We start from the raw sequence: 24,927 nt of genomic DNA on the forward strand, positions 1-24,927 counted from the left end.
TTTTACCTCAATTAATGAGTCCTGAGCCTAGGCAAAATCGCCCATCGCGTCGAACAGCTCAATATGACAACATCAAAGACAGGAAAAGATAATGGATAATCCTTTTATCGGAATGCTGGCATGCTTCGGATTTAATTTCCCCCCACGTAACTGGGCGTGGTGCGCCGGTCAGTTTGAAACCATTAGCAGCAACACGGCACTTTACTCCCTACTCGGCACGCAATTTGGCGGCGATGGCAGAAGCACTTTCCAATATCCTGATTTACGCGGACGGGTTGCCATGGGCTACGGCACCGGTATTGGTTTATATCCCAGACAGATGGGCCAGATACTTGGAACAGAAACAACCACACTGAACACAACAAATATGCCACCACATAGTCATACCGCGACATTTACACCGACATCAGGCGGGTTCGTTGCCAGCGTCCAGGTATCTATGTCGCCAGCAACCAAGCCTCAAGCTGCAGATGGATACTTTATTGGCTCAAATAGCCCGTTTGGAGGAAATCCGGTATTTGTCGAAGACCCGGATACCTCCTCTCTGGTGGAACTTGGCGGTGTTTCCGCCGCAGGTGGTGCTACTGGAACAGTTACCGTAGGTACGAGCGGAGACGGAATCGCCTTCAATAATATGCAGCCTTCTCTGGGCGTAAACTGGTGCATTGCACTACAAGGGCTATATCCGTCAAGAAACTGATTATGGAAAAGGAAGGGCTGGGAATATCATCCCACCCCTTCCTTTTTTCGTGGTGTTATTGTCGGGGTGCGGATACCGGCATTTGGGAAATATCACGTTTCATTAAAATATGGGCGGCTCCTGCCGGATCGGAAACAGGGATAAAGTCATAACTTTGCAGAAAAGCCATCAGCGCGGGTTTTGTAACAGGACACGTTACGATTAAAGGACACTTCCCCTGGTCACAGGCAGCCACAAGCGCCCTGATGATGATTTTGCCAAATCCTTTGCCCTGTGCCTTTTGAACAAAACCAAGGTCAACCAGCCGCGCACTTTCACCATCCCATTCCAGACTGAGCTTGCCAATCGACTGTCCATTTTTTTCAACAATGAAATAGGCCGCATTGGGAAACATTTCACCATATGCACCACTTTGCGCCAGCAACTGCATTTCCATCAAATGCTCGACCTGATCGCGAGACAGCTTCGGGTGCTCTTTAAGCGCGGAAAACTTGTCATCACTTATTTTGCGCAGAAACGGAGAATCGCTTTTACGCGCAGGTCGAACAGCAATTCCGCCCGGCAGGTTTTTTAATCCATTCAGCATCTTGCAGTCATCCATTGAAAAGTTGAGAAACAAAACTAATTCAACAAAAAGTTGTATATATGCATATAATAGAACTCATCAAAATACTCAATAAAAACGATAATTTTTGAATATGAAATTTTCTCAGGAATTAATCATGACAATAACACACGCTTTAGTTGTTTCCATTTTTAAATTTATGGCTGACTGCGGCCTTGTCATACTGGAAGGAAACATTGAGGAAAGTTTTCCGCCGGACGTCCTGATTGATCACGGCACGCTTCGGATAGATTATGGAAAGCTGCTTTATCCTGGTGATATTCTGCATGAGGCAGGACATCTTGCCGTCATGTCACCAGAGAGCCGGAACAGGGCACATGTGAATATCGGCACGAACGGCGGCGAGGAAATGGCGGCCCTGGCCTGGTCTTATGCTGCCAGCCTGTGAAATCGGCCTTGATGCAGATATTGTATTCCACGAATCCGGCTACAAAGGTGAAGGCCCCTGGTTGTCTGAGCATTTCCAGAATGTCGGCAACATTGGCGTCCCGCTACTGGTATTTTTCGACATGACAGATGCCAGCATGCCCACCCCGGCAAGCGGGGTATCGCAAGATGAAATAATCCTTTTCCCCAAAATGCGCATGTGGTTGCGCCAAATGCCCGATTTTTCAGAACAAAGCTGTCATCATGAATCACGTCACGAATCATAACCGGATAAAAACGACCGGATACTGCCACCTCCCGGGGGCAGCAGATCGTCAGGACATCGATTTCCTATCTCACCGGCTGGATCAACTCACCGACAAGCTGATATCCGATCACCAGCAAGGCCATCAAATTACCGATTGCTGTATCATTCCGATATGTACAGGCAACCAAAAACCGCAGCCCGCCGCATTTCGCATCAACCAATTGCTGGCACATGACCCGATACTGGCCCTGTATTTTCTGGGCCATCCCGCGGTGATCAGCCTGGGCAAGAAATTATGCGGCGAGAATGCCGTGCCAATTTATTTATCGGCCCAATTTCGCACCCTGGGTGAACGCAATACAATCAACTGGCATCAGGATATGGTGCATGACCGGCAAGGACCGGTTTATACTGTGGGCCTGTATCTGGACGACGCCAAAGATCTTGACGGCGCCCTGCGCATCATCCCGGGAACCCAGCATTCCCGGGCAAATATCGCACCCCTTACAAATGATTGCGTTAACTCACAATGTATCCCGGCCCGGCGCGGCGACATCATTACCCATGACGTCATGCTGGTTCACTGTTCTGACAATCTGACCCAAATGCAACGGCGGCGTACACTCTATGTCGAGTTCCGGTCCCCTGAACAGGCTTTGAAAAACACAACGATGACCCGTGACTGGATAAAAGCACAACAAAACCTACTTGGACGGGCTGAAAGTTTTTATCGCCGCGCGAGAAAATCACAACATCTGGAAAACACCACGTTTCCCGAAACGATCACGCATCCGCACGCCACACAAATTCGACTGGAAGCAGCAAATTACTGCGATAGAACCAATGTGTAACCGCTGGCTTTATCCGCAATACATTTATTCATTAAGACAAAAAACATCCGTTTGGCGCACAAAACCGCCAACAGCATCTTAATCGCCCGTCTTGCGTGCCTCGGTGAATTTACGAAAAACCTCAAGCGTTTCCGCGCTGACATGATGCTCGATCCCCTCGGCATCAAACTCGGCAATTTTGGCATCCAGGCCGAGTGCGATCAGGAAGTCATACACGATCTGATGGCGTTCGCGGCATTTGTCGGCCAGCGCCTGGCCGGCCTCGGTCAGGAAAATGGAGCGGTAAGGACGGCTGGAGACAAAGCCGTCGCGTTCCAGCCGTTTGATGGTATTGTTCACCGTGGCCGGGGTCACGCCAAAACGTTCTGCCAGGGATACGGCACGGGCCTCGCCTTCCTCGACGATCAGATCGGCAATCATTTCCACATAATCTTCGGTGACTTCACGCGCATGGGCATCGCGCAGTCTGGCGAAGGTTTCGGCATGATTTTCCTTGGTTGGAAGCACGGCCCCACCGGCCATTCCCGTCTCCCGCTTTTGAACGACTGTTTTGTCATATCAATTTCAAAAGCAAAAATCAATTTAGCATGGGCTAACTTTTTGCAGTGTGATCAAACACTCACCCGTCCTGCCCTTCCGCCCGCCAGAATGTCATGACCAGGCACTGATCGCGGCCCAGGCCGCATTCCTTGCGGAAATGCTGTTGCAACTGGCGGTGTACCGCCTGTTCGCTGGCGGTCCAGCAAAAGATACGGCGCCCGTCATCCGGCAACGCCACATCGCACACCGCCGTGGCAAAATCCGCCCGATTGGCACGGCCAGACTGCCCGTGTCCGGCACTGCCTCCGGCAGAGGTGCCATCGCGAAACACCCAGACAGTTTCAAAGCCGGGATGGGCAGGAATGTCGATTTTTGCTCCGGGACCTGAAACCTCGAAAATCACCTGGCCGGTTTTATCGGTCGGCAATGCCTCCAGATAATGGCAAACAGCCGGAATGCCGGTTTCATCTGCGGCAAACAGATACCAGTCGGCATCGGGCAAGTCATTGCCAATCGGGCCGGTCACACCAACAAGCTGCCCTGGCGCGGCATGACCGGCAAAGCGCGATGCCGGGCCGTTATCCCCATGAAGGACAAAATCAATGTCCATCCAGCCTTCATCCACATTGATCCGCCGGATGGTATAAGTCCGCTGTTCCACCCGGTTTTCACCTGTCGGCCACACCAGCATGCCATTTTCGCCCAGGCCAGGCCATTGCGGCATGGTCTCGCCCTGGGGCGGAACAAGCAGGCGCACATGAATACCACTTCCCGCCCGATACGGGGAAAGGTCATCGCCATGCAGGCGCAAACGGCGCATATCCGGACCAAGGTCGGTCACATTTCCCACGGTCAGTTCCCGGAAATTGGGCAGCTTGCCATTTGCTGCACGCCCCCGCCCCGCCCCCTGCCAGCGGCAATTGACATCAGCCCCCGGCACCATCCGGTCAATCAGGGTGATGATATTGGTCTGAAGCTGGCTGACACCGGTATCGGTCGGCGCTGCCACGGTAATGCCGAGTTTTTGATCACCAGTCCCCAGCCGAAACGTGCCTGGCCCGGCGGCAATCACCGTGATCTCGCCATTCTGCTGCACATCACAATCATGCTCGCGATAAAAATCACATAACAGATCCATCGCCGCCGCAGGGTCGGGTACACGGACCTGTGTCGTTGCATGAAGCTCGGTCGAAGTCATAACGCTATCCGCCTGTTGGAATCAGAAAACCTCTTTTTATTACAAATGAAAATCATTCGCAAATTTTTGTGGCGAATAATGTCGATATTCTTTTTTCTGGCCGGGGAAATGCGTTATTCCATAGCATTCTCCACACGATTTGATGGACATATGATGACCCCTGCCGAAAAAATCCGCCGCCTCCGCCCCCATGACCTCGCGACCATGCAGCAATGGGCCGCAACAGAGGGCTGGAACCCCGGCCATGCCGACGGCACAATTTTTTCGACCACCGACCCGGAAGGATTTTGGGGCCTGTTTGACAAAAAGGGCCTTGTCGCAACCCTGTCACTTGTCACCTACAGTGCCGATTTTGCCTTCATCGGGTTTTATATCTGCCGCCCGGACCGGCGCGGTCAGGGGCTGGGTCTGCGCCTGTGGAACAGCGTGCTGGAAGATGCGGTTGCCCAGACCATTGGCCTGGATGGCGTGGTGGACCAGCAGGAAAATTATGCCAAATCGGGTTTTGTGCTGGCCCATCGCAATATCCGCATGGCGGGCATTCTGCCCACCCCGTCCGATGTCACTCCATCCGATGTCACCCCGCCCGACGATTTATATGAACTGCAGATCGGCGATATTGCCGTTGTGGATGCCTATGAGCAAAGCCTGCACCTGTTTGGCGAATCGCGGCTATCGTTCCTCAAAGGCTGGATCGGCAGTGAAAAACACACCGCCCTTGCCCTGTATGGCCCGATGGGCCTTCGCGGGTATGGCGTGATCCGCCCCTGTCTGGATGGTCATAAAATCGGCCCGCTTTTTGCTGAAAATGAAGCCGACGCCCATTGCCTGTTTCAGGCGCTGTTGGCACGGCGTGAAAACAGCCAGGACCGCCCGGTTTACCTGGATATTCCCGAACCGAACACAGCTGCCGCCGGGCTTGCGGCACATTACGGGATGACGGCAGTGTTTGAAACGGCACGGATGTATCGCGGGCCCGATCCAAAACTGGATCTTGACCGTATTTTTGGCATCACCAGTTTTGAACTGGGCTAACACATGCCGCCCTCATTACTTGCAATTGAAAAGCGGATCACACAATCTAAAATGAGCGTATCCATGATATCGTATCCTCAAATGAGGATAGCGACAGATCGCGTGGCAGGGCATTTTGCAGGTGGGGAATAAAATCGGTTTGACTATGGAAATCGACTGGCACATCACCAATTACTTGTATATTGGCACAAAACCGCCCCGTTTGATCTGGTAAACCACAACAGATAGCAGTCATACAGAATGGATATTGCAACACTCATTGGAATTATTGCCGGAATGGCCGTCATTGTCGGTGCCATTTTCATGGGTGGCAGCCTTGGTGCCTTTATCGATGTGCCGTCCATTATGGTGGTTTTCGGCGGCACGGCGGCGGCAACGCTGATCAAGTTTCCGATGCGCGATGTTATCAAATCGATGAAAACCGGCATTGCTATTGCCTTTAAGAACCCCAAGGAAGACCCGCAATCCATTTACGACAAGGCAATGGAGCTGTCGGCACTCGTGCGCAAAAACGGCCTTTTGGGTCTGGAAAGTGTCGAGATTGAAAACGAGGTGATGAAGCGCGGCATCCGCATGTGTGTGGACGGGCATAGTGGCGAGGTGGTCAGAAGCTCCGTTTCCGCCGAGGTTGCCAAATCGATCCAGCGCGACGAGCTGGGCGAACTGATGTTTCGCGGCATTGGCGAAACCGCCCCGGCCTTTGGCATGATCGGCACCCTGGTTGGTCTGGTGCAAATGCTGGCAAACCTGTCGGACCCGGCCGCCATTGGCCCGGCAATGGCGATTGCCATGCTCACCACCTTTTACGGGGCCGTGCTGGCAAATCTGATCGCCATTCCCATTGCCGACAAACTGGCCCTGAAAGTTGAACAATTACGCAACACCAAGGAACTTATTGTTGAATCGGTCGTTCAAATACAGGCCAGCCAAAGCCCGATGGTGATGAAAGAAATTCTTGGTCCCTATTTGCCCGGTGGCATTCCGGCGGATACCGAAGCTGCCGAAGGCGCCTGATCGCGTAACGGCGAACAGCCCGCCCCGGCCCGCCATTTCTGTTTTCACATAACCCGGATAATCTTGTCTCATGGCCAATAAACCCGCAGCAGGCGCACCCGCATGGATGGCGACATTTGCCGACCTGATGTCGCTGTTGCTGGTGCTGTTTGTATTGCTGCTGACATTTGCCGAAATGGATGTGGTGAAATACAAGGCCATTGCCGGATCGGTCAAATCCGCCTTTGGCTTTGCCAAGGATGACCAGTTGGCCGGGGTGATTGAAATGGACGGGTCGCTGCTGGGCAAGGCGATTAAAAACCCCTCGCCCGATACGCCGCGCGTTGTGACCGAATTGCCGCCGGTTCAAACACCCAAAGTCGAAATCGAAAAAACCGATACCGGGCAGGAACAGGCAGAAAAACTCCAAGATACCCTGGGCACCGTTCTGAAAAAGATGGGATTGAACGACCAGATCGGGATCGAGCGAAAGGGCGACGAAGTTGTAATGCGCTTTCCCGACGAAATCGCCTTTCCATCCGGTTCCTCGAAAATGACGGAAAATTTCGGGGCCATTCTGGACCGGGTTTTACCGGTGATCAAACAAACCGAGGGGACTGTGATCGTTGCCGGTCATACCGACAATATTCCGCTGTCATCCTCGTCATTTTTTCAGTCCAACTGGGATCTTTCCGCCTCGCGCGCGACATCGGTGCTGCACTGGATGATCGACAAGGACCATATGGACCCCAAACGCCTGATCCTGCAGGGATTTGGCGACAGCCGCCCGATTGCCGATAACGACACGCCCGAAGGCCGTGCGAAAAACCGCCGGGTGGAACTGACCATCATTCTGGAAGATCCCGCTGCCAGCAAAAATGCGCCGGCGACAAACGCCCCCTCCGGCGATGCGGAACAAAGTACCGCCCCGGCAGTGGAAGAACAGAGCAACCGTCCCGGTACAGGGTTTATCCGCCGCGCACGGCCCTGATTGTAGAGCGACCTGAAAATCCGGGCATGAAAAATAGATTGTGCTTGCCTCTGCACAAATCGGTATATATCACCATATTCAATGGTATAGTTTTCTCTCAGGATATGCTGCAGTCAAATGTCGTCGATACCGGAGTTATCCATCCTCTATGCCGATTACAGCCCCAAGGCCGCCAGCCTTGTGCGCAAAGCGTTGCAGCCGCTGAATATCAGCGCCTTTTATACCAGTGAAACCCAGGAAGAAACCCTGGCAATGGCCCATCGCTATCGTCCAAACCTGGTGATGGTCAGCCTGCAACTCGATGGTTATCAGGGCATAAAAACCATCGGCTATCTGCGCGCGCTGTCGCGCAATAACGACCCCTATTTCAACCAGGTGCCGGTCCTGCTGGGCGCAAAATCGCTGAGCCGCGATGCCATGCGCCGTGCGGTTGCCGTGGGCATCGAGGGTGTTTTTCGCCAGCCTGTCAATCCTGACCGCTTGAACCGCATCGTCAATACGGTTGTCGCAACGCCGCGCCGCTTTGTGCTCGACGGGGATTATTTTGGCCCCTCCCCGCAAAAAACAGCCGAAACCACCCCGCCCGTTGCGGAACGCGGCGCGAACGATACCCCCGACGCCGCCCCGAACGATGCGGGGATGACGGGCAGCGACCCCGACGACCAGAGCAACACGGATTTGCCGGCTTTGCGCAGCGCACGGCAATCCAATGCCGGGGTTATTCTGCGCCCGACCCGCAAAACAGCAAGCGTTTCGCGCCTGCCACTTCGCAAGGGACGCGGGACAAGCGGGTCAGGTCCGGCCCTGTCAGACGAAGATCTGGCTGCACCGGCGGGTGAACGACCCCAGCCCACAACACTGGATGCCAGTGACCTTGTGCGCTCCAACCAGGATGCGGCCAAATCCCCCCTGCCGCTTGAGACCGCACCAGTACCCGACGCCAAGGCCCCTCCCGCAACTGAAGCGAAGGACGAGGACAAAGACGACGATGAGCACGCAAGCGGCGATGATCAGAACCTGATCGAGATTGACATCAAAACCGCCCTTTTGACCCACAAAACCTGGGTCGATACCGGGGGCAAAGAAGGGCAAATGGTGTCTTTCGACCATGCCGATTTGCGCAACGAGGATCTGGAAGGCATTGATTTAACACGCTGTGTTTTGCCACAGGCATCCTTGCACAATGCCAATTGCGAAGGGGCTGTTTTGCGGCGCTGCGATTTGACGATGGCGAATTTCACCGGGGCCAACCTGAAAAACGCCATTCTGGCCGCCAGCCGCCTCAGCGGTGCCAATTTCAAAGATGCCCAAATGGCTGGAACGGTGTTTTTGGGGGCGGATCTGGCCAATGCCAATCTGCGCGGGGCCAAACTGCCGCAATGCGATTTCAGTGGCTGTAACCTCTCGCAAACCGACCTGCGCGATGCCGACCTGTCATCGGCCAAGGGCCTGTTTTCCGAACAGATCCAGCGGGCACGCATCAATGCCAATACCCGCCTGCCCCGCGACATGAAGCTTAAAACGGTCTAGAAAATCCCGCCTAACGACGGCCAAACATCTTTTCAATGTCGTTTAATTTCAGTTCCACATAGGTCGGGCGACCATGATTGCACTGGCCGGAATGCGGGGTGGCTTCCATCTGGCGCAAAAGCGCATTCATTTCGTCGGCATTCAGCTTGCGGCCCGAGCGAACGGAGCCATGACAGGCCATTGTCGCACAAACGTGCATCAAACGGTCCTTGAGTGCCATGCCCTGCCCCAGTTCGGCCAGTTCGTCGGCCAAATCACGGACCAAAGCCGCGACATCAACCTTGCCCAGCATCGCGGGCACTTCGCGCACCACCAGCGCACCGGGACCAAAGGGCTCAATCACCAGCCCGAGTTGGGCAAATTCTTCGGCCCGGTCGGCCACACGCTCGGCCCCGGATTCATCAAGCTCCACCACTTCGGGCAATAACAGCCCCTGGCGCTTCACCCCGGTTTCGGCAAGGTCCGCCTTCATGCGTTCATAGACAATGCGTTCATGGGCGGCGTGCTGATCAACAATCACCAGCCCGTCGCGGGTTTGCGCGATGATGTAATTGGCATGCACCTGCCCGCGTGCCGCCCCCAGGGGGTGATCGACAAACCGGGCATCATCGGTGGCGTCAATGCGCGCCGATGGCGATGCGCTGGCATAACCCCCGGCAAGGGCCGCTGCCGCCGCGCCAGCAAAGCCGTCATTCCCGGTATGTGCCGTGCCATCTGCCCCCGCCGGATGCCCGCCAAAATCACGCGGGCGGTCAAACAGCCCGCCAATCGCCGGGCCACGCCCGTTATCAAGCGGGGCCTGGGCAGCATAATTGCGTTCAATCGCCTGATGGCCGGGATAGGAGGATGCACTGCCATAACCGCCATAGCCACTGATCCCAGGTCGCGCCGCACCATAGCCTGCCGTACCGCCGGGCAATTCACCCTCGCGGCGTACCGCCCCCATTGCCATATCGGCCACCGTGGTGGAGGCCCGGTGCCCGGCCCCGGCCAGGGCATGTTTCAACGCCCCCACAATCAGGCCGCGCACCAGCCCCGGGTCGCGAAAGCGCACTTCGGTTTTGCCGGGATGCACATTCACATCCACATCGCGTGGTTCCAAATCCAGAAACAGGGCAAGTAACGGATGCCGGTCACGGGCCAGAAAATCCTGATAGGCACCGCGCACTGCGCCTTGCAACAGCCGGTCCTTGACCGGGCGGCCATTGACAAACAGAAACTGCATTTGCGCATTACCCCGGTTAAGGGTCGGCACCCCGGCATAGCCGGTCAGGCGAATACCTTCGCGTTCCGCCTCGATCTGCAGGGCATTATCCTGAAATTCGCGGCCCATGACGGCCCCCAGCCGTTTTAACCGCGCATCAAACAAATCCCCCGCACAGGCCGGATAATTCAGGATCGATTTGTTGTTATCCCCGCTTAAACTGAAGCTGACATCCGGTCGCGCCATTGCCAGGCGTTCCATGATCTCGCGGGCATACATTTGCTCGGTCCGGGCGGTTTTAAGAAATTTCAACCGCGCCGGCGTCGCATAAAACAAATCGCGCACTTCCACCCGTGTGCCAAACGGATGGGCGGCAGGTTCCGGCTCGCCCTTTAAACCGCCCTCGACACTCAGGGTCCAGGCGCTATCCGCCCCCTTGGTGCGGCTGGTCAGGCGCATCCGCGAGACAGAGCCGATAGAGGGCAATGCCTCGCCGCGAAACCCCATGAAGGCAATGTTAAACAGGTCATCATCGGGCAATTTCGATGTCGCATGGCGCTCAACCGCCATCATCAGTTCATCTGGCGTCATGCCCCTTCCATCATCGGTGACAGAAAGCAGGGTCCGACCGCCTTCGCGCAGGGCGACATCGACCTTTTTTGCCCCGGCATCCAGGGCATTTTCCACCAGTTCCTTCAGCGCCGCAGCCGGGCGCTCCACCACCTCACCGGCGGCAATCTGATTGATCAGGTTCTGGGGCAGAATGCGCAGCGACATAAACAAAAGCCTGTGTTGTTCGTTCCCCTATATAGAAGGGCACAGGCCCCAAAAGCAACAGGGGCGGCAAAAATGGATGAGCCCTCACAATCCGGTTCCCGCCAATGCGGGCGGATCATAGGCATCTATCGTCTTTTCATGCCTGAAAGCAGGCTATTCCGGCTGCCATTGTTGCGACAGGGCCCTGGCAAACCATAACCCTGCCGGGCCCAACACCTTGTCCCGGCGATAAGCCACCACGATCCTGAGTTCGGGCAATTGATCCAGCCCGTCCCATTCCACTGGCGAGAGTTCCACCAGACGACCGGCTGTAATATCAGCACAGACCATATATTCAGGCAGCGCGCCCCACCCGGCCCCGCGCAGAATCATGCTTTTTTTCATGTTCAAATCATCGGTTTTCCAAAAATCCGGGGCCTGAAGGGCATAATTTCGTTTGTCGCGCCCCTCGATCCGGCCCGAAACCATGATTTGCAAATGCTGCTGCATGTCCGTCGGATATAACGCCGTTTGCCGGGCGGCGAGCGGATGGTCCGGTGCCGCAACGGCAACCATCCGTTCCGTACCACAGGAATAACGGATATAGCCGCCGCCCATTGGCAAAAATTCCGGCATGATGGCGATATCCGCAAGACCATCATCCAGAATTTCGGCGCGCTGAATCGTCTGCGTCATCAATTCCACCCGGACCGTCGGAAACTGCTCCTGAAAATCGATAAGGGTATCAATCACCGGATCGGGCGAAACAAACTGGCTAACAGAAATCGTGACCGAGGCCTCAAGCCCCCGCGAAATACCCGCCGCCTTGCGCCAATATTCCGAGACGTCACTTTGCACCTTTTGCGCATAAGGCAGCAACAAATGCCCGGCCCGGGTCAATGTGGGGCGATACATGTCGCGATCAAACAAGACCAGTCCTGTCTGGGATTCCAGCTTTTGCACGGCATAGGTAATCGCCGACTGCGTTCTGTTCAAATGACGCGCCGCTGCCGCAAAACTTCCCAGTTCCGCGATACACACAAAAACCTTGAGCTGATCGAGGGTGATTTCTGCCATATCTTCAAATTATTTGAACATGATTAGCAAAACAATAGAATTTTTATTGAATGAGACTGTCAGTAGGTTTTGCCAGGAGCGGACAAAACTTTACCAAGGTTGCATAATATGACACTTGCTAGCCCCGATTTTCTTAAGGCGCTTATTTATCAGGCGGTGCTGATTGCCCACCTGTTTTCCTTTGCGTTTGCCATTGTGCTGGTTGCCAGGGCGGATTTGGCAATGTTAAGCGGCGCGTATCATGCGGGTCGACGCGACCTTGCCAAAGATGCGCGAAACACCGCCTTTTGGCTGGCGATGCTGTGGATTTCCGGCGTGGCGCTGATTGGCATGGGGATTGGATTTGACCTGGCTGCGATTATGGCAAACGGCAAGGTTTTTGCGAAAGTCACCGTGGTGGCGATCCTGACCCTCAACGGCCTGTTCCTGCATTTTTACGCCTTCCCGCTTTTTGCCGGGGGCCAAAGCAAAATCACCAACTTTCAAATTCTGATTTGCAGTGTCGCTGGTGCCATCAGCTCTGTTTCATGGCTGTTTGCCTCGCTTTTCGGGGTGGCGCGCAAAGTGGCCCCGTTTTTATCCTATCAAAATTTCATGTCGGTCTATCTGATTTGCCTGGCCTTTGGCCTTGTCATCGCACTGACATTTGCCCGCCCGTTTATTCGGCGGAATTTCACGGCATCTGCCCAGCCCTCCTGACAATCGGGCAAAAAACAGGGCCTGCATCGGTTTGATACAGGCCCTGTCCTGGAAGTTCCAAACGCATGTCGTTTGCTAAAAACTCAGCTTGCCTTCCGGCTTGCCCACCACAATGGCGGTCACATGATCCGGGTCGAGCAACTGCTTTGCCACCCGGTTGACATCATCAAGCGTCACCGCATTGACGTAATCATTGCGCTTATCGAGGAAATCGATCCCCAAATCTTCGGCCTGCATGCCGACCAGCATGCCCGAAAGATTGCCCAGGCTGGTAAAGCGCAGCGGGAAGGCCCCGGTCAGATAGGATTTGGCATTGTCCAGTTCGGTTTGGCTAATGCCCTTATCCTTCATTTTCTGCCATTCATCGCGAATGACCGACAGGCTTTTGCCAATCGCATCATTACGGGTGGCAACACCGCCCATCATGAAATTGGCTTCGTCCAGATTGGCAAGATAGCTGTAAACGCCATAGGCAAGGCCGCGTTTTTCGCGCACTTCCTCGGTCAGGCGCGATGAAAAACCGCCCCCGCCCAGAATGTAATTCATCACATAGGCGGCGTAAAAATCCTTGTCCTTGCGATCAATGCCCTTTTGGCCCCAAATCGCCTGGCTTTGCGGGTTATCCTGCGCAATCACCTGCACGTCCCCGCCAAACTTAGGCGTTACCGCCGGAATTTCCGGGACTTTGCTGTGTTCCGGCAGGCCACCAAAGGCCTCGTCCAGAAGCGGGCCAAGTTCCCTGGCGGTAATATCGCCCGCAACCCCAATCACCAGATTGTCGCGCGCCAGCGACTGTTTGACGAAATCGCGCAGGTCGGCAACCTTCAGGTCATTGACCGTTTCAAAGGTGCCTTCTACCGGGCGGGCATAGGGATGGGTGCCAAACACGCTTTTGAAAAAGGCGCGCTGGGCCATCGAGCCGGGGTCGGTTTCCTGCTGCTTCAGACCCGCCACGATCTGGGAACGAATGCGTTCCACCGCCTCGTCATCAAAACGCGGCGATGTCAGCGACAGTTTCAACAGGTTAATCGCGGTCGGGCGTTCGCGGGTTAATGTCACCACCGATCCGGTAAAGTCATCGCGCCCGGCATCATAGGACAGGCTGATCGATTTGTTTTCCATCAAGCCCCGAAAGGTCTGACTGTCCATATCGCCCGCCCCTTCATCAAGCAGGCCCGAAACCATGTTGGCCCGGCCCAGCTTGCCATCGGGGTCGGTCGCGGCACCGGCCCCCTTGAAGGCGAAATCAATGGTCAGCAGCGGGTTTAAATGATCCTCGATCAGCCAGGCCTTGATCCCGCCCTTGCTGACCACTTCCTGCACCTCAACTGCCTTGGCCGGGGCCATATCAAACCCGGTCAGTGCCACCAGTGCGACCAGACCAAAGGCAAACTGGCGCGATGTGTTTTTCAATGAAAAGGCCATATCAATGCGTCTCCATCGTACCGGTTACGGGGGCCGTGGGCATACCGGGGCCTTTGGCCCCCTTGGGCCGCAACAGCCAGCCCGTGACAGACCGTTTGTCATCCAGCACATTGCGCGCTGCCGCATTAACCTGATCGAGCGTGACAGCCTTGATACGGTCCGGCCAGCTTTCCACCTGGTCCACCGTCAGGCCAACAGCCAGGGCCTCGCCCAGTGTCCGTGCCCCGGCCGAAAGCGAATCGCGGGCAAAAACCGCACTATCAAGCAGGCGCTGACGGGCGTCATCCAGTTCCTTCTGGGTAATGCCGTCTTTCAGGGTTTTGGCAATTTCAGCATCCAGGGCCGCTTCAAGATCCGCCATTTCAACCCCGTCACGCGGCACTGCATAAAACCCGAAAGTCGAAAGGTCCATTGCCACCGGGTCATAAAAACTGCCTGCCGATGTGGCGAGCTTCTGGTCCACCACCAGCGATTTATAAAGACGGCTGGTGGTGCCGGAGCCGAGAATTTCGCTAAATATTTCCAGCGGGGCGGCTTCGTCAGAATGTTCGGTATTATAGGACGGAGCCAGATAATAGCGCGACATGGACGGCTGGCCGACACGGGCGTCGGTCAATGTCACCTTGCGCGGAGCGTGCTGGGTCGGTTCCGTCACACGCACGCGTTTGGGAACCTCACGGGCCGGAATGCTGCCGTAATATTTTTCGGCCATCGGCTTGAGCTCGTCCATCGTGATGTCACCGGCCACCACCAGAATGGCATTATTGGGCGCATACCATTTCTTGTACCAATTCATGGCATCTTCGGTGGTCAGTTGCTTCATTTCATGCAGCCAGCCAATAATTGGCCGCCCATAGGGATGCTGCATGAAAAGGGCATTGCGCATTTGCTCGCCCAGAAGCGCACTGGGGTTATTGTCGATCCGCATGCGGCGTTCTTCAATAATCACGTCGCGTTCGGGCAGGACCACCTTGTCGCTCAATTGCAGGTTCTGCATACGGTCGGCTTCCATTTCCATCACCATACCCAGGCGGTCCCGGGCGATATTCTGGAAATAGGCGGTATAATCCCAGGCGGTAAAGGCATTGTCCTGGCCGCCATTGCGCGCCACGATTTTGGAAAATTCACCCGGGGCAATCTTTTTGGTGCCCTTGAACATCAGATGTTCCAGAAAATGGGCAATACCCGAGGTACCGGGCACTTCATCGGCGGCACCGACCTTGTACCACACCATTTGGGTGACAACCGGGGCACGGTGGTTTTCCACCAGCACCACCTGCATGCCATTCGATAAAGTTGTTGTTTTGGGGTTAAAAACCCCGGCCTGCGCCAGCGGGGCAAGCGTTACCAGCACCAGCAGCAAAACCGGAAGCACGACCGGAAAGCGATGCCAAACACGTTGGGACGAAAATTTCATGCTGTCTTCCTTGGGGATCTGTCCGGGAATTTAGCGAATTCTTTTTATAACCTGCCACTTGTCACACAATTTGGCAGGCTATCCTGCTTAAGAAGCGATTATGACAGAACAAGGGCGCGGAAGATCCGCGCCCCTGCTTTTTGCATCACAATTTGGCGAGCAGCCCATAAGGGCTACGCCGGATTGATATTCCTAGAAAATATCTTCCAGAATGCCTTTTTTGCGGCGTTCAATGGTCGGCGTTTCGCCTTCCGTTACCGGATTGCCCAATGCCTGCTGATCGCGAATGCGCTTGGCTTCTTTTGCCGGGTCAACCTCGCTGCCAAAGGCCGGTTTTTCCTGCCAGAAAACCAGGCGGTCAATCACGCTTTCGTTTTCCTTGATCAGGATCGAAGTTTCGCGGTCCACTTCGGAGCGAATATTGGGATCGGCATATTGCGCACCGCTTTTTTCAAGCAAAGCCACTTCGCCGCTGCTGCGATCTTTGTCTGTCAAATCATGCGCCACCGGCGTTGGTGATTCGCCAGTCAGAAGGCTGCGGGCCTGGTCGGTCATGGTGCCGGTCTGCGGGCGGGGTGCGCCCGGGTCCGGGGCACGCAGGTTAAATTCGGGCGGCATGCTCAGGGGGGCGCGCGAAACAACCTGAAACTCGTCGGGTGACTGTTTATTCAGCCCAAAGGTTTCCTTGGTTGATTCACAACCGGTCACGGCAAGCGCCAACCCGGTTAGTGCCGCAATCCTGATCAGATGAGATTTCCGGGTCATACACGCCTCTTGCAAGTCTGTCATCGGGGCCCCATTTGGCCCGACCAAAATTATCGCGAAGTTTTTTTACCGCCAAACAGGGAATCGATCAACAGCAACGCTGCCCCAATCGTAATTCCCGTATCGGCGACATTAAATACCGGCCAGTGATAGCCTGCAACATGCAAATCGATAAAATCCGTCACAGCACCATGGCGCAGCCGGTCCACCAGGTTGCCAACCGCACCACCAACCACCATTGCCAGGGCGATTCCCAGCACGCGATCCCGGGTGCGCCACATCCAGACCAAAAAACCAATCGTGATGGCCGCCGTGCCAATAATCATCACCCACGGTGCCTGGCCCTGAAACAGGCCAAAGGAGACACCGGGATTCCATGCCAGCACGAAATTCATAAACGGCGTGACCTTGATATAGCGCGCCGGGTCGGACAGTGCGTCAATCGCGATCTGTTTTGTCCATTGGTCGAGAATAAACACGACCGCCAGCACCGGCAGGCCCAAGGCAAAGGCACGATGTTTCATCAATTTTCTTTCCGTCTGCCCATATGACAGGGCCGGACATTGCTGCCCGGCCCGATTTTCGTGCTGACCGCTTATTGTGCGTCAACGCCCATTTCATCAACGGCGTCGGCGCAACGGTTACAAACGGTCTTGTGGTTCGGGTGCGATCCGACTTCGGGCAGGATCTGCCAGCAACGTTCGCATTTTTCGCCTTCGGCCAGGGCTGGCACCACCGCCACACCGGCAACATCCTCCAGACGATAGGCCGTATCGGGCCCTTCGCCTGCAATCAGTTCGATATCCGATGTAATGGCAATCTCCGCCAAATTAAGGCCCTCAAGCGCGGTGATATAGGTTTCATCGGCATAGACCTTTGGCGCGGCATCAAGGCTGCCGCCGATGCGTTTTTCCGCCCGTTCCACTTCCAGCGCGCCGGTAACGACACGGCGAAGTTTGCGGATTTTTTCCCACTTCACTGCCAGTTCGTCGTTTTTCCAGCCATCGGAAACGCTGTTATAGGTTTGCGCATGGACCGAGCTTTCAGTGCCGTAGCGTGCCCGCCAGGCTTCATCGGCGGTAAAGCACAGAACCGGGGCCAGCCAGCGCACCAGGCAATCAAACACGCGGTCCATCACCGTGCGGGCCGCCCGGCGGCGCAGGCTTGAGGGCGCATCGCAATAAAGCGCATCCTTGCGAATATCAAGGAAGAAGGCCGACAGATCCTGGGCACAGAAATTGTGCAGTTCGATGAACAACTGGTGGAAGTCAAACGCCGCCGTGGTTTCCTTAACGGTGTCATCAAGCATGCTAAGGCGGTGCAAGACCCAGCGTTCGAGTTCCGGCAAGTCGCTATCGGCGACTTTTTCTTCGTCGCTAAAGCCGGCAAGGTTGCCCAGCAGGAAGCGCAGCGTATTGCGCAAACGACGATAAATGTCGGAATGACGCTGGATGATTTCATCGGAAATACGCAGGTCATCATGGTAATCCGAGCTGACAACCCACAGGCGCAGAATATCGGCACCAAATTTCTTGATCACATCCTGCGGCGCAACCACGTTATTGAGCGACTTGGACATTTTATAGCCCTTGCCATCCAGAACGAAGCCGTGTGTCAAAACCGCATCATAGGGCGCACGGCCGCGCGTCCCGCATGATTCCAGAAGCGACGAATGGAACCAGCCCCGATGCTGGTCCGACCCTTCCAGATACAGGTCGGCAGGCCATTTCAGGTCCGGGCGTTCCTCGAGAACATAGCTGTGCGATGATCCGGAATCGAACCATACATCGAGCACATCCATGACCTGTTCGTAATCATCGGAATTGTAATCATTGCCCAGGAAACGCTGCGCATCCCAGGTAAACCAGGCATCGGCCCCTTCTTCGCAGAAGGCGGCATAAACGCGGTCGAGAACGGCCTGGTCGCGCAGGGGTTCGCGGGTTTTCTTGTTGACGAAAACCGTAATCGGAACACCCCAGGCGCGCTGGCGCGATACGCACCAGTCCGGGCGGTTGGCAATCATGGAATGCAGGCGCGCGCGCCCGGCTTCCGGCACGAAACGGGTATTGTCAATCGCCTCAAGAGCGGTTTCACGCAGGCCGGTTTCCGACATGGAAATAAACCATTGCGGCGTGGTGCGATAAATGATCGGTGCCTTGGAACGCCAGGAATGCGGATAGCTGTGTTTAAGGCGACCACGCGAGAGCAATGCGCCATCCTCAACCAGCTTGGCAATCACGGTTTCGTTGGCATCGCCTTCCTTGCCATTGGCATCATAGATACAGCGACCGGCAAATAGCGGCACATGATCGTAATATTTGCCTTCGGCATCAATCATTTCCGGCACTTCCAGCCCGTATTTCAGGCCGGTGACATAGTCATCCGGGCCATGCGTGGGGGCGGTATGAACAAAGCCGGTACCGGTATCTGTCGTGACATAGTCCGCGGGCAGCAGCGGCACATCATAATCATAGCCCTGCCCGCGGAACGGATGGGCACTCATCGTGCCCTCAAGGTCGCGACCCTTGAAGGTGCCAACAACCTTATGGCCCAGGATACGGCCATTTTTACACATGTCTTCAACCAGATCGGCACAAACCGCCAGCTTCTCGCCAACCTTGGCCCAGCATTCCTCGGCGGTTTCGGTGACTTCGATCACGACATAATCAATGTCGTCACCATAGGAAATCGCGCGGTTGCCCGGAATGGTCCAGGGCGTGGTGGTCCAGATAACGATACTGGCATCCTTCAGGGCCTCGACCGATGATTTAACCACCGGGAAGCGCACATGAATGGTTTTGCTGGTATGGTCGTGATATTCGATCTCGGCTTCAGCCAGGGCGGTCTTTTCAACAACCGACCACATCACCGGCTTGGACCCGCGATACAAAGACCCGTTCATCAGGAACTTGCCCAATTCGCGGGCAATCGCGGCCTCGGCCCGGTAATCCATCGTCACATAGGGATTATCCCAGTCCCCCATCACGCCCAGGCGTTTGAATTCCTCGCGCTGGATATCAAGCCATTTCTGGGCAAATTCCCGGCATTCCTTGCGAAATTCGGCAACCGGAACCTCGTCCTTGTTTTTGCCCTTGGCGCGATACTGTTCTTCGATCTTCCATTCGATCGGCAGGCCGTGACAGTCCCAGCCCGGCACATAGACCGCATCCTTGCCCGTCATCTGCTGGGAACGGGTGATCACGTCTTTCAAAATCTTGTTCAGGGCATGGCCAATATGCAAATGACCATTGGCATAAGGCGGGCCATCATGCAGCACGAACTGTTCGCGCCCCTTGGAAATGCCCCGAATGGTGCCGTAAAGATCGTCCTTCTGCCATTGCTCCAGCAATGTCGGTTCCATTTTCGGCAACCCCGCCCGCATCGGGAAATCGGTCTGGGGCAGGATAACGGTCTTTTTGTATTCGACGCTCATCGTGACAGTCCTGTCGTCTTGCACTTTTTAATTCACAGGCAAACCCGGGCCCGGGCGAAACCCTTTCGGGGCGCGCGGATCATAGCGGGTTCGCAACCAATTTCAAATCCCGGGATTGACCGGCGGGTTCGCCGCCAGAATTTCACGGGCCGTTTGCACATCACGGCCAATCTGGGCCTTCAGGGCCTCAAGCCCGTCGAACTTCTGTTCGCCACGTATAAAGCCGATCAGGCGGACCCGAACGGCGCGATCATATATATCACGGTCAAAGTCAAACAGGTGGGCTTCCAGCCCGGCTTCTTCATCACCGCCAAAGCTGGGGCGGATGCCAATATTGGCGACTCCGTCAATCCAGCATTCGACAGAATGCGGGTCATCCTGTTTGACCAGCCCCAGACGGATGGCATAAACGCCAAATTTGGGCCGCAAATGCAGGCCCAGCGCCACATTTGCCGTAGGAAAACCAATGGTCCGGCCCCGTGCATCCCCATGAATGACGATCCCGCCAATTTCCCACGGCCGGCCCAAAAGGGTACGGGCATCCTCCGGTCTTCCTTCGCGCAGGGCCTGGCGGATCGCGGTCGAGGAATAAATGATGCCATTATCATGGGTGACGGGTTCCACCGCCGTCACACCAAACCCGGCAACGTCGCCCATCGTTTTCAGGGTATCGACATTTCCGGCCCGGCCCTTGCCAAAACAGAAATCCCAGCCCACCACAATATGCCGCGCGCCCAGCCCATCAACCAGCACCTTGCGCACGAATTCCTCCGCGCTCAGGGTGGCAAATTCGGGGGTGAAGGCAACCTCGTAGAAAATATCAATACCAAGTTCCGCTGCCGCGGCCAGGCGGTCCTGTGCCGAAGTCAGGCGAAAGGGCGGCTCGCCAGCGCGAAAAATGGTGCGGGGATGGGGCTCGAAACTCAGGATCGCCAGGGGAACGCCAAGACGCTCGGCAATGCGGCGCGCCTGGGCCAGAATGGTCTGGTGCCCCAGATGCAGGCCGTCAAAATTGCCAATTGCAACAACAGCGCCACGCGCATCGATGGGCAAATTTTCAAAGGATCGAAAAACGCGCATCAATGCCGTTCTCTCTGTTTTGCTCGCACAATGGTTCCGATACCGGGTGTTTCATAACAAGGCCCGGCAGGCAGCTATAAATCGGCCAGGGCCGCACCGTAAAGCCTTTTCCTGCTTATAACAGGACAAAACAGCCATGCTGGCACTTTATTTACCGGCAGGAAACCAGGCCAGCCGTGATCGGCTGGCCTGCGAAAGTTCGACAAATCAGCTTGCCGTGCCGCGTGCGGGCACCATAACGGTGGCTTCACCCGAAATCACCACACGGTCGCCAACGGTGCAGGTGGTATCAAGCACAATGCGTTTTTTCGCCGCAATAATTTCCCGCACTGTCACCTTTGCCGTCACGGTATCGCCAATGCGCACCGGAGCGCGAAATTGCAGATTCTGCGACAGGTAAATCGTGCCCGGCCCGGGCAAACGGGTACCAAGAACGGTTGAAATAAACCCGGCCGAAAGCATGCCATGTGCAATGCGACCCTCAAACATAGTGGTTTTGGCAAACTCGTCGTTCAGATGCACCGGGTTGCTATCGCCCGACACACCGGCAAACAGGATAATGTCGGTTTCGGTTACGGTTTTGGCATAGCTGCCTTCCATGCCAACTTCGAGATCCTCGAGATAATACCCTTCCAGGCCGTCACGCTTGGTCATCCTGTCGCTCCTCTATTACCATCTTTGTGCAACGCAATATAAGCAAAGTATCATCATCAAACGGGCATTTCGCAATGCCATTTTGCAAAAACAAACGAACTGTCACATTATTTTGCCCGGTTTTCGATGCAACGCACAATACGACGATAGGCCCATCATTTTGACTGGCAGACCATCTATGGTCCTGGCTTTGCTACATGAATGTCCATTGCTTTGTTCATCGCGGCAATCAATATTAAGGGCAACAATCAGGCTTTTGGCACCCCTGCGATTTTCCCGCGAGGGTGACATGACCTGTATCACCGAAGTGCCAGTTTACGGAATCCAGCCATGAGATCCTCTGCCGCCGACATTTATGAAATCGCAATGGGCCGCTGGAGCCGCCGTCTTGCCCGCGCCTTTCTGGCCTTTGTCGATGCCCCGGCCTGCGGCACGCTGCTTGATGTCGGGTGTGGTACCGGCAGCCTCACACTGGCAGCCGCCACCCGGTACCCATCGGCGGACATTACCGGCATCGATTTGATGCCCGATTATCTGGGCGAAGCCCTGTTAAATGCCGCGCCCAATGTCAGGTTTGACACCGGCGATGCGGGCCACCTGCCCTATGAAACCGCCAGTTTTGACGCCACCTTTTCGCAACTGGTGTTAAATGACCTGGCCAACCCGCAACAGGCCCTGCATGAAATGCAGCGCGTTACGCGACCCGGTGGCATCATTGCCGCCACGGTTTGGGACCGCGCGGGCGGGCTCGCTTTTTTACGGCTTTTCCTGGATGCCGCCGCCATCCTGTTTGACGGCGAAGGCGAGGCGTTGCGTGCCCGCATTTTCAAGGTGCCCTATCATGACGAAGACGCCCTGCTGGATTTATGGGCCGATGCCGGGCTGAGCGAAATTGGCACCGCAACCCTGTCAATCCGCATGGATTTTCTGGATTTTAACGATTACTGGCAGTCGCTTCTGGGCAGTCACAGCCTGATTCGCGAATTTTTCACATCCCTGGATGGCGAACAGGCCCACCACCTGCAATCCACCGTACGCCGCGCCTATATTGCCGGCGACATGGATGGCAAACGCTCGCTTGTGGCCTCTGCCCTAGCCGTGCGGGGCATTCACGCCGCCTGATATCTTTGCCTTTCATCCATCACGCATCCTTGTCAGCATGGCGAGGATGCGGGGTTTGCCGGGGCTGCTGAACCGACGGGGTACGCCGAAACGGCAGCAACAGGCTGCCGACCAGCGACTGGCTTTCCCGGTCGCGGAATTCGGCAAGACCAATCCTCATTTCGCGGTCATCTTCGCCCGCTTTTTCCCGGTAGCTGGCAAAGATGCGGTCCCACACCGACAGGATATTGCCGTAATTGCTGTTGGTTTCATCCATGACCGCCGAATGATGAATGCGGTGCATATCGGGTGTCACAAAAAGCCCGCGCAGGGCCTGATCGAGCATATTGGGCAGGCGCACATTGCCATGATTAAACAGCGCAAAGCTGCTGAGCAGGGTTTCATAAATCACCACAGCCCAGGCATCGGCCCCAAGGATCAGGACAAAGCAGGATTTATACACCGCCGACACAGCAATTTCGAGCGGATGAAACCGCACCGCCGTTGAAACGTCAAAGCCGGGATCAACATGATGCACCCGGTGAAACCGCCACAGCACAGGAAACATGTGGGTAAAACGATGCTGCCAGTATACCGCGCAATCCAGCCCGACAATCGCCAGCAAAACCGCCACCGGGGCCGGTAAACCAAGCCAGGGCAGCATGCCCCATCCCTGCCCCTGGGCATAGGAGGCCGCAAAGACCATGGCCGCCCCGATGGTAAAACGGCTGAGCGCGGCCCCGCAAATCATCAGGGCGAAGTTGGTTGCCCAGCGCCCGGCACGTTTTTGGTCATCGCCCCGCCGGTAAGGTACCAGCACCTCCCACAGGCCCATGACAACCAGCAGGATGGCAAAAACCGCCAGACGAAAAAGCACCGTATGATCCATGACTGTAATGAAATTCCTGTGTAAAATGGATTTGAACTGTCTTGACCGTCCGTATAAATATGGCGGTTAACGCTGTCAGGTGCGTGACGCTTTATTTGGGGTATCGGGCGCATTTTAAAATACGATACCCTTGGGCTGTCTATGGGGCATGACACCCACAATATGGGTTCCCCGCAACAAGGCAATCAGCAAGGAGACCTTGATGGGTCACAAAATGGTGTTTTCCGCAATGTGTGCCGCAGGCATTCTGGCGGGGGCGCTGCATGCGGCACCGGCACGCGCCGACGGCCCGCCCTTTGACCTGCCGGTTGATTGCCCTTATGGCGAATGCAATATCGTCCATTATGTCGATCATGATGCCGGACCTGGCATTCGCGATTTTGCCTGTGGCACCAGCACCTATGACGGCCATCGCGGCACCGATTTTGCCATTCCCGACGAGGAAGCCATGATCAGCGGTGTTGCCGTGCTGGCCGTGGCCGACGGCATTGTCAGCGCCACCCGCGACGGGGTGGAGGATATTGATGCCGGACGCCTGAACAAGGATGCCTTAACCGGCATTGAATGCGGCAACGGCATTTTGATTGACCATGACGATGGCTGGCAAAGCCAGTATTGCCATATGCGACGCGGGTCGATTGCCGTGCGCAAGGGCGACCATGTCAGCCGGGGGCAAACCATCGGCCTGATCGGCATGTCCGGCCAGGCCACTTTTCCGCATTTGCATTTCAACCTGCGTCAGAATGATAATTTGATCGACCCGTTTAGCGGCACCGACATGGCCGACCCGGGCACCGATAATTGCAGCACCGACCAGACCGTTCTCTGGACGCCCGATGCCGCCGCCCAGATGACCTATCGTCCCGTGCATCTTTATGCGCTGGGCTTTTCATCGGGCCGCCCCAACGCGACGGACATCAAGCGTGGCTATGACCGGGGGGACACCCTGCCTGCCACCAGCCCGTCGCTGTATTTTTGGGGCTATCTGATTGGCGTGAATGATGGCGACGTGATCACCCTTAATGTTGCTGGCCCGCGTGGTTTTAACGGCAGCCGTGATTTCACCATCAAACTGCCCAACGATAATGGCCCGCGCGCCAAGTGGTTTTATGTCAACGCGGATCGCCCCGGCGACCAGTGGCGCAGCGGCACCTATCAGGGCCGCGTGCTTTTTTCGCGTGATGGCAAGGCGCCGGTTGAAATCGGCACAACAGAGCTTCACATTCCCTGATCTCCCTGTTGTCCTGAATTTTGGAAAATGCCTGGCAAACGCCCGGCACGTTCCTTGCCGATTGCACCAACCTGTCTTGTCAGGCACATGTCCCGCACC

General features: G+C 55.7%; 24 protein-coding genes. 11 read left to right on the forward strand and 13 right to left on the reverse strand.

The genetic code is table 11. From position 1 onward, the window contains the following. Positions 1 to 91 precede the first annotated feature (91 nt). On the forward strand, positions 92 to 700 hold the full coding sequence (locus TH25_RS15185) for a phage tail protein (RefSeq protein ID WP_114089212.1): 609 nt from the start codon (positions 92 to 94) through the stop codon (positions 698 to 700). Positions 701 to 755: 55 nt separating this feature from the next. Here TH25_RS15185 and TH25_RS15190 read toward each other — a convergent pair whose 3' ends face one another. Beyond that, entirely contained in the window at positions 756 to 1,286 is a 531-nt protein-coding gene (locus tag TH25_RS15190) for a GNAT family N-acetyltransferase (RefSeq protein ID WP_114089213.1), read from the reverse strand. A 112-nt stretch (positions 1,287 to 1,398) separates the two neighbouring features. Here TH25_RS15190 and TH25_RS15195 point away from each other — a divergent pair, with 112 nt between their 5' ends. From TH25_RS15195 to TH25_RS15205, 3 genes are all read left to right on the forward strand, one after another. Continuing rightward, complete coding sequence (locus TH25_RS15195) at positions 1,399 to 1,713, forward strand: hypothetical protein (protein ID WP_147253030.1); 315 nt, start codon at positions 1,399 to 1,401, stop codon at positions 1,711 to 1,713. Continuing rightward, positions 1,697 to 1,978 carry a hypothetical protein gene (locus TH25_RS15200; protein WP_114089215.1) on the forward strand — a complete coding sequence of 94 codons (282 nt, stop codon included), beginning with the start codon at positions 1,697 to 1,699 and terminating at the stop codon, positions 1,976 to 1,978. Before TH25_RS15195 ends, TH25_RS15200 begins: the two co-directional genes overlap by 17 nt. 202 nt (positions 1,979 to 2,180) lie before the next feature. Further along, the gene (locus tag TH25_RS15205; protein ID WP_181847648.1) at positions 2,181 to 2,810 is read left to right on the forward strand and encodes a phytanoyl-CoA dioxygenase family protein; all 630 of its coding nucleotides are present in this window, start codon (positions 2,181 to 2,183) and stop codon (positions 2,808 to 2,810) included. Between the two features lie 78 nt (positions 2,811 to 2,888). Here the strand turns inward: TH25_RS15205 and mntR are convergent, their stop codons facing one another. Both mntR and TH25_RS15215 read right to left on the reverse strand, forming a co-directional pair. Further along, entirely contained in the window at positions 2,889 to 3,332 is a 444-nt protein-coding gene (mntR, locus tag TH25_RS15210) for a manganese-binding transcriptional regulator MntR (RefSeq protein WP_114089217.1), read from the reverse strand. A 97-nt stretch (positions 3,333 to 3,429) separates the two neighbouring features. Further along, positions 3,430 to 4,548, reverse strand: coding sequence for a siderophore-interacting protein (locus TH25_RS15215; protein ID WP_114089218.1), 1,119 nt, complete (start codon positions 4,546 to 4,548; stop codon positions 3,430 to 3,432). A 150-nt stretch (positions 4,549 to 4,698) separates the two neighbouring features. Here TH25_RS15215 and TH25_RS15220 point away from each other — a divergent pair, with 150 nt between their 5' ends. From TH25_RS15220 to TH25_RS15235, 4 genes are all read left to right on the forward strand, one after another. After that, positions 4,699 to 5,583, forward strand: coding sequence for a GNAT family N-acetyltransferase (locus TH25_RS15220; RefSeq protein WP_220151419.1), 885 nt, complete (start codon positions 4,699 to 4,701; stop codon positions 5,581 to 5,583). A gap of 240 nt (positions 5,584 to 5,823) precedes the next feature. Next, positions 5,824 to 6,597, forward strand: coding sequence for a motility protein A (locus TH25_RS15225; RefSeq protein WP_114089219.1), 774 nt, complete (start codon positions 5,824 to 5,826; stop codon positions 6,595 to 6,597). Between the two features lie 70 nt (positions 6,598 to 6,667). Continuing rightward, positions 6,668 to 7,567: an OmpA family protein gene (locus TH25_RS15230; protein WP_114089220.1), complete on the forward strand. Its 900-nt coding sequence runs from the start codon at positions 6,668 to 6,670 to the stop codon at positions 7,565 to 7,567. Positions 7,568 to 7,684: 117 nt separating this feature from the next. Then, positions 7,685 to 9,097, forward strand: a complete 1,413-nt coding sequence (locus TH25_RS15235; protein WP_114089221.1) for a pentapeptide repeat-containing protein — start codon at positions 7,685 to 7,687, stop codon at positions 9,095 to 9,097. A gap of 10 nt (positions 9,098 to 9,107) precedes the next feature. Here TH25_RS15235 and mutL read toward each other — a convergent pair whose 3' ends face one another. Then, on the reverse strand, positions 9,108 to 11,078 hold the full coding sequence (mutL, locus tag TH25_RS15240) for a DNA mismatch repair endonuclease MutL (protein WP_114089222.1): 1,971 nt from the start codon (positions 11,076 to 11,078) through the stop codon (positions 9,108 to 9,110). 153 nt (positions 11,079 to 11,231) lie between these two features. Next, on the reverse strand, positions 11,232 to 12,134 hold the full coding sequence (locus TH25_RS15245; protein WP_114089223.1) for a LysR family transcriptional regulator: 903 nt from the start codon (positions 12,132 to 12,134) through the stop codon (positions 11,232 to 11,234). 108 nt (positions 12,135 to 12,242) lie between these two features. Here TH25_RS15245 and TH25_RS15250 point away from each other — a divergent pair, with 108 nt between their 5' ends. Next, positions 12,243 to 12,833, forward strand: coding sequence for a hypothetical protein (locus tag TH25_RS15250; RefSeq protein ID WP_114089224.1), 591 nt, complete (start codon positions 12,243 to 12,245; stop codon positions 12,831 to 12,833). 75 nt (positions 12,834 to 12,908) lie between these two features. Here the strand turns inward: TH25_RS15250 and TH25_RS15255 are convergent, their stop codons facing one another. The 7 genes from TH25_RS15255 to TH25_RS15285 all read right to left on the reverse strand — a co-directional run bounded on the left by TH25_RS15255 (position 12,909) and on the right by TH25_RS15285 (position 21,607). After that, positions 12,909 to 14,258: a M16 family metallopeptidase gene (locus TH25_RS15255; protein ID WP_114089225.1), complete on the reverse strand. Its 1,350-nt coding sequence runs from the start codon at positions 14,256 to 14,258 to the stop codon at positions 12,909 to 12,911. A 1-nt stretch (position 14,259) separates the two neighbouring features. Then, entirely contained in the window at positions 14,260 to 15,675 is a 1,416-nt protein-coding gene (locus tag TH25_RS15260) for a M16 family metallopeptidase (RefSeq protein ID WP_114089226.1), read from the reverse strand. A 192-nt stretch (positions 15,676 to 15,867) separates the two neighbouring features. Continuing rightward, positions 15,868 to 16,440: a DUF3035 domain-containing protein gene (locus TH25_RS15265; protein ID WP_114089227.1), complete on the reverse strand. Its 573-nt coding sequence runs from the start codon at positions 16,438 to 16,440 to the stop codon at positions 15,868 to 15,870. A 50-nt stretch (positions 16,441 to 16,490) separates the two neighbouring features. Further along, a complete protein-coding gene (lspA, locus tag TH25_RS15270) occupies positions 16,491 to 16,964 on the reverse strand; it encodes a signal peptidase II (RefSeq protein WP_114089228.1) in 474 nt (157 codons plus the stop codon). Positions 16,965 to 17,035: 71 nt separating this feature from the next. Beyond that, positions 17,036 to 19,873 carry an isoleucine--tRNA ligase gene (ileS, locus tag TH25_RS15275; RefSeq protein WP_114089229.1) on the reverse strand — a complete coding sequence of 946 codons (2,838 nt, stop codon included), beginning with the start codon at positions 19,871 to 19,873 and terminating at the stop codon, positions 17,036 to 17,038. Between the two features lie 102 nt (positions 19,874 to 19,975). Next, the gene (locus tag TH25_RS15280) at positions 19,976 to 20,953 is read right to left on the reverse strand and encodes a bifunctional riboflavin kinase/FAD synthetase (RefSeq protein WP_114089230.1); all 978 of its coding nucleotides are present in this window, start codon (positions 20,951 to 20,953) and stop codon (positions 19,976 to 19,978) included. A gap of 207 nt (positions 20,954 to 21,160) precedes the next feature. Beyond that, entirely contained in the window at positions 21,161 to 21,607 is a 447-nt protein-coding gene (locus TH25_RS15285) for a MaoC family dehydratase (protein WP_114089231.1), read from the reverse strand. A 330-nt stretch (positions 21,608 to 21,937) separates the two neighbouring features. On the opposite strand from TH25_RS15285, the gene TH25_RS15290 reads away from it, so the two are divergent. Continuing rightward, a complete protein-coding gene (locus tag TH25_RS15290) occupies positions 21,938 to 22,729 on the forward strand; it encodes a class I SAM-dependent methyltransferase (protein ID WP_114089232.1) in 792 nt (263 codons plus the stop codon). Positions 22,730 to 22,748: 19 nt separating this feature from the next. Here the strand turns inward: TH25_RS15290 and TH25_RS15295 are convergent, their stop codons facing one another. Continuing rightward, positions 22,749 to 23,597 (reverse strand): sterol desaturase family protein, encoded by an 849-nt coding sequence (locus TH25_RS15295; protein ID WP_114089233.1) that lies wholly within the window; start codon positions 23,595 to 23,597, stop codon positions 22,749 to 22,751. Positions 23,598 to 23,799: 202 nt separating this feature from the next. On the opposite strand from TH25_RS15295, the gene TH25_RS15300 reads away from it, so the two are divergent. Beyond that, positions 23,800 to 24,828, forward strand: coding sequence for a M23 family metallopeptidase (locus TH25_RS15300; protein WP_114089234.1), 1,029 nt, complete (start codon positions 23,800 to 23,802; stop codon positions 24,826 to 24,828). Positions 24,829 to 24,927 lie beyond the last annotated feature (99 nt).

The sequence above is a fragment of the Thalassospira profundimaris genome, from assembly GCF_003326755.1.
In the GTDB taxonomy this organism is placed as follows: Bacteria; Pseudomonadota; Alphaproteobacteria; order Rhodospirillales; family Thalassospiraceae; genus Thalassospira; species Thalassospira profundimaris_B.

What these genes read in the sequence shown, in the direction of transcription:
- TH25_RS15185 (WP_114089212.1), top strand. Translation starts at nt 92, where the DNA reads ATGGATAATCCTTTTATCGGAATGCTGGCATGCTTCGGATTTAATTTC.
- TH25_RS15190 (WP_114089213.1), bottom strand. Translation starts at nt 1,286, where the DNA reads ATGCTGAATGGATTAAAAAACCTGCCGGGCGGAATTGCTGTTCGACCT.
- TH25_RS15195 (WP_147253030.1), top strand. Translation starts at nt 1,399, where the DNA reads ATGAAATTTTCTCAGGAATTAATCATGACAATAACACACGCTTTAGTT.
- TH25_RS15200 (WP_114089215.1), top strand. Translation starts at nt 1,697, where the DNA reads ATGCTGCCAGCCTGTGAAATCGGCCTTGATGCAGATATTGTATTCCAC.
- mntR (WP_114089217.1), bottom strand. Translation starts at nt 3,332, where the DNA reads ATGGCCGGTGGGGCCGTGCTTCCAACCAAGGAAAATCATGCCGAAACC.
- TH25_RS15215 (WP_114089218.1), bottom strand. Translation starts at nt 4,548, where the DNA reads ATGACTTCGACCGAGCTTCATGCAACGACACAGGTCCGTGTACCCGAC.
- TH25_RS15220 (WP_220151419.1), top strand. Translation starts at nt 4,699, where the DNA reads ATGATGACCCCTGCCGAAAAAATCCGCCGCCTCCGCCCCCATGACCTC.
- TH25_RS15225 (WP_114089219.1), top strand. Translation starts at nt 5,824, where the DNA reads ATGGATATTGCAACACTCATTGGAATTATTGCCGGAATGGCCGTCATT.
- TH25_RS15230 (WP_114089220.1), top strand. Translation starts at nt 6,668, where the DNA reads ATGGCCAATAAACCCGCAGCAGGCGCACCCGCATGGATGGCGACATTT.
- TH25_RS15235 (WP_114089221.1), top strand. Translation starts at nt 7,685, where the DNA reads ATGTCGTCGATACCGGAGTTATCCATCCTCTATGCCGATTACAGCCCC.
- mutL (WP_114089222.1), bottom strand. Translation starts at nt 11,078, where the DNA reads ATGTCGCTGCGCATTCTGCCCCAGAACCTGATCAATCAGATTGCCGCC.
- TH25_RS15245 (WP_114089223.1), bottom strand. Translation starts at nt 12,134, where the DNA reads ATGGCAGAAATCACCCTCGATCAGCTCAAGGTTTTTGTGTGTATCGCG.
- TH25_RS15250 (WP_114089224.1), top strand. Translation starts at nt 12,243, where the DNA reads ATGACACTTGCTAGCCCCGATTTTCTTAAGGCGCTTATTTATCAGGCG.
- TH25_RS15255 (WP_114089225.1), bottom strand. Translation starts at nt 14,258, where the DNA reads ATGGCCTTTTCATTGAAAAACACATCGCGCCAGTTTGCCTTTGGTCTG.
- TH25_RS15260 (WP_114089226.1), bottom strand. Translation starts at nt 15,675, where the DNA reads ATGAAATTTTCGTCCCAACGTGTTTGGCATCGCTTTCCGGTCGTGCTT.
- TH25_RS15265 (WP_114089227.1), bottom strand. Translation starts at nt 16,440, where the DNA reads ATGACCCGGAAATCTCATCTGATCAGGATTGCGGCACTAACCGGGTTG.
- lspA (WP_114089228.1), bottom strand. Translation starts at nt 16,964, where the DNA reads ATGAAACATCGTGCCTTTGCCTTGGGCCTGCCGGTGCTGGCGGTCGTG.
- ileS (WP_114089229.1), bottom strand. Translation starts at nt 19,873, where the DNA reads ATGAGCGTCGAATACAAAAAGACCGTTATCCTGCCCCAGACCGATTTC.
- TH25_RS15280 (WP_114089230.1), bottom strand. Translation starts at nt 20,953, where the DNA reads ATGCGCGTTTTTCGATCCTTTGAAAATTTGCCCATCGATGCGCGTGGC.
- TH25_RS15285 (WP_114089231.1), bottom strand. Translation starts at nt 21,607, where the DNA reads ATGACCAAGCGTGACGGCCTGGAAGGGTATTATCTCGAGGATCTCGAA.
- TH25_RS15290 (WP_114089232.1), top strand. Translation starts at nt 21,938, where the DNA reads ATGAGATCCTCTGCCGCCGACATTTATGAAATCGCAATGGGCCGCTGG.
- TH25_RS15295 (WP_114089233.1), bottom strand. Translation starts at nt 23,597, where the DNA reads ATGGATCATACGGTGCTTTTTCGTCTGGCGGTTTTTGCCATCCTGCTG.
- TH25_RS15300 (WP_114089234.1), top strand. Translation starts at nt 23,800, where the DNA reads ATGGGTCACAAAATGGTGTTTTCCGCAATGTGTGCCGCAGGCATTCTG.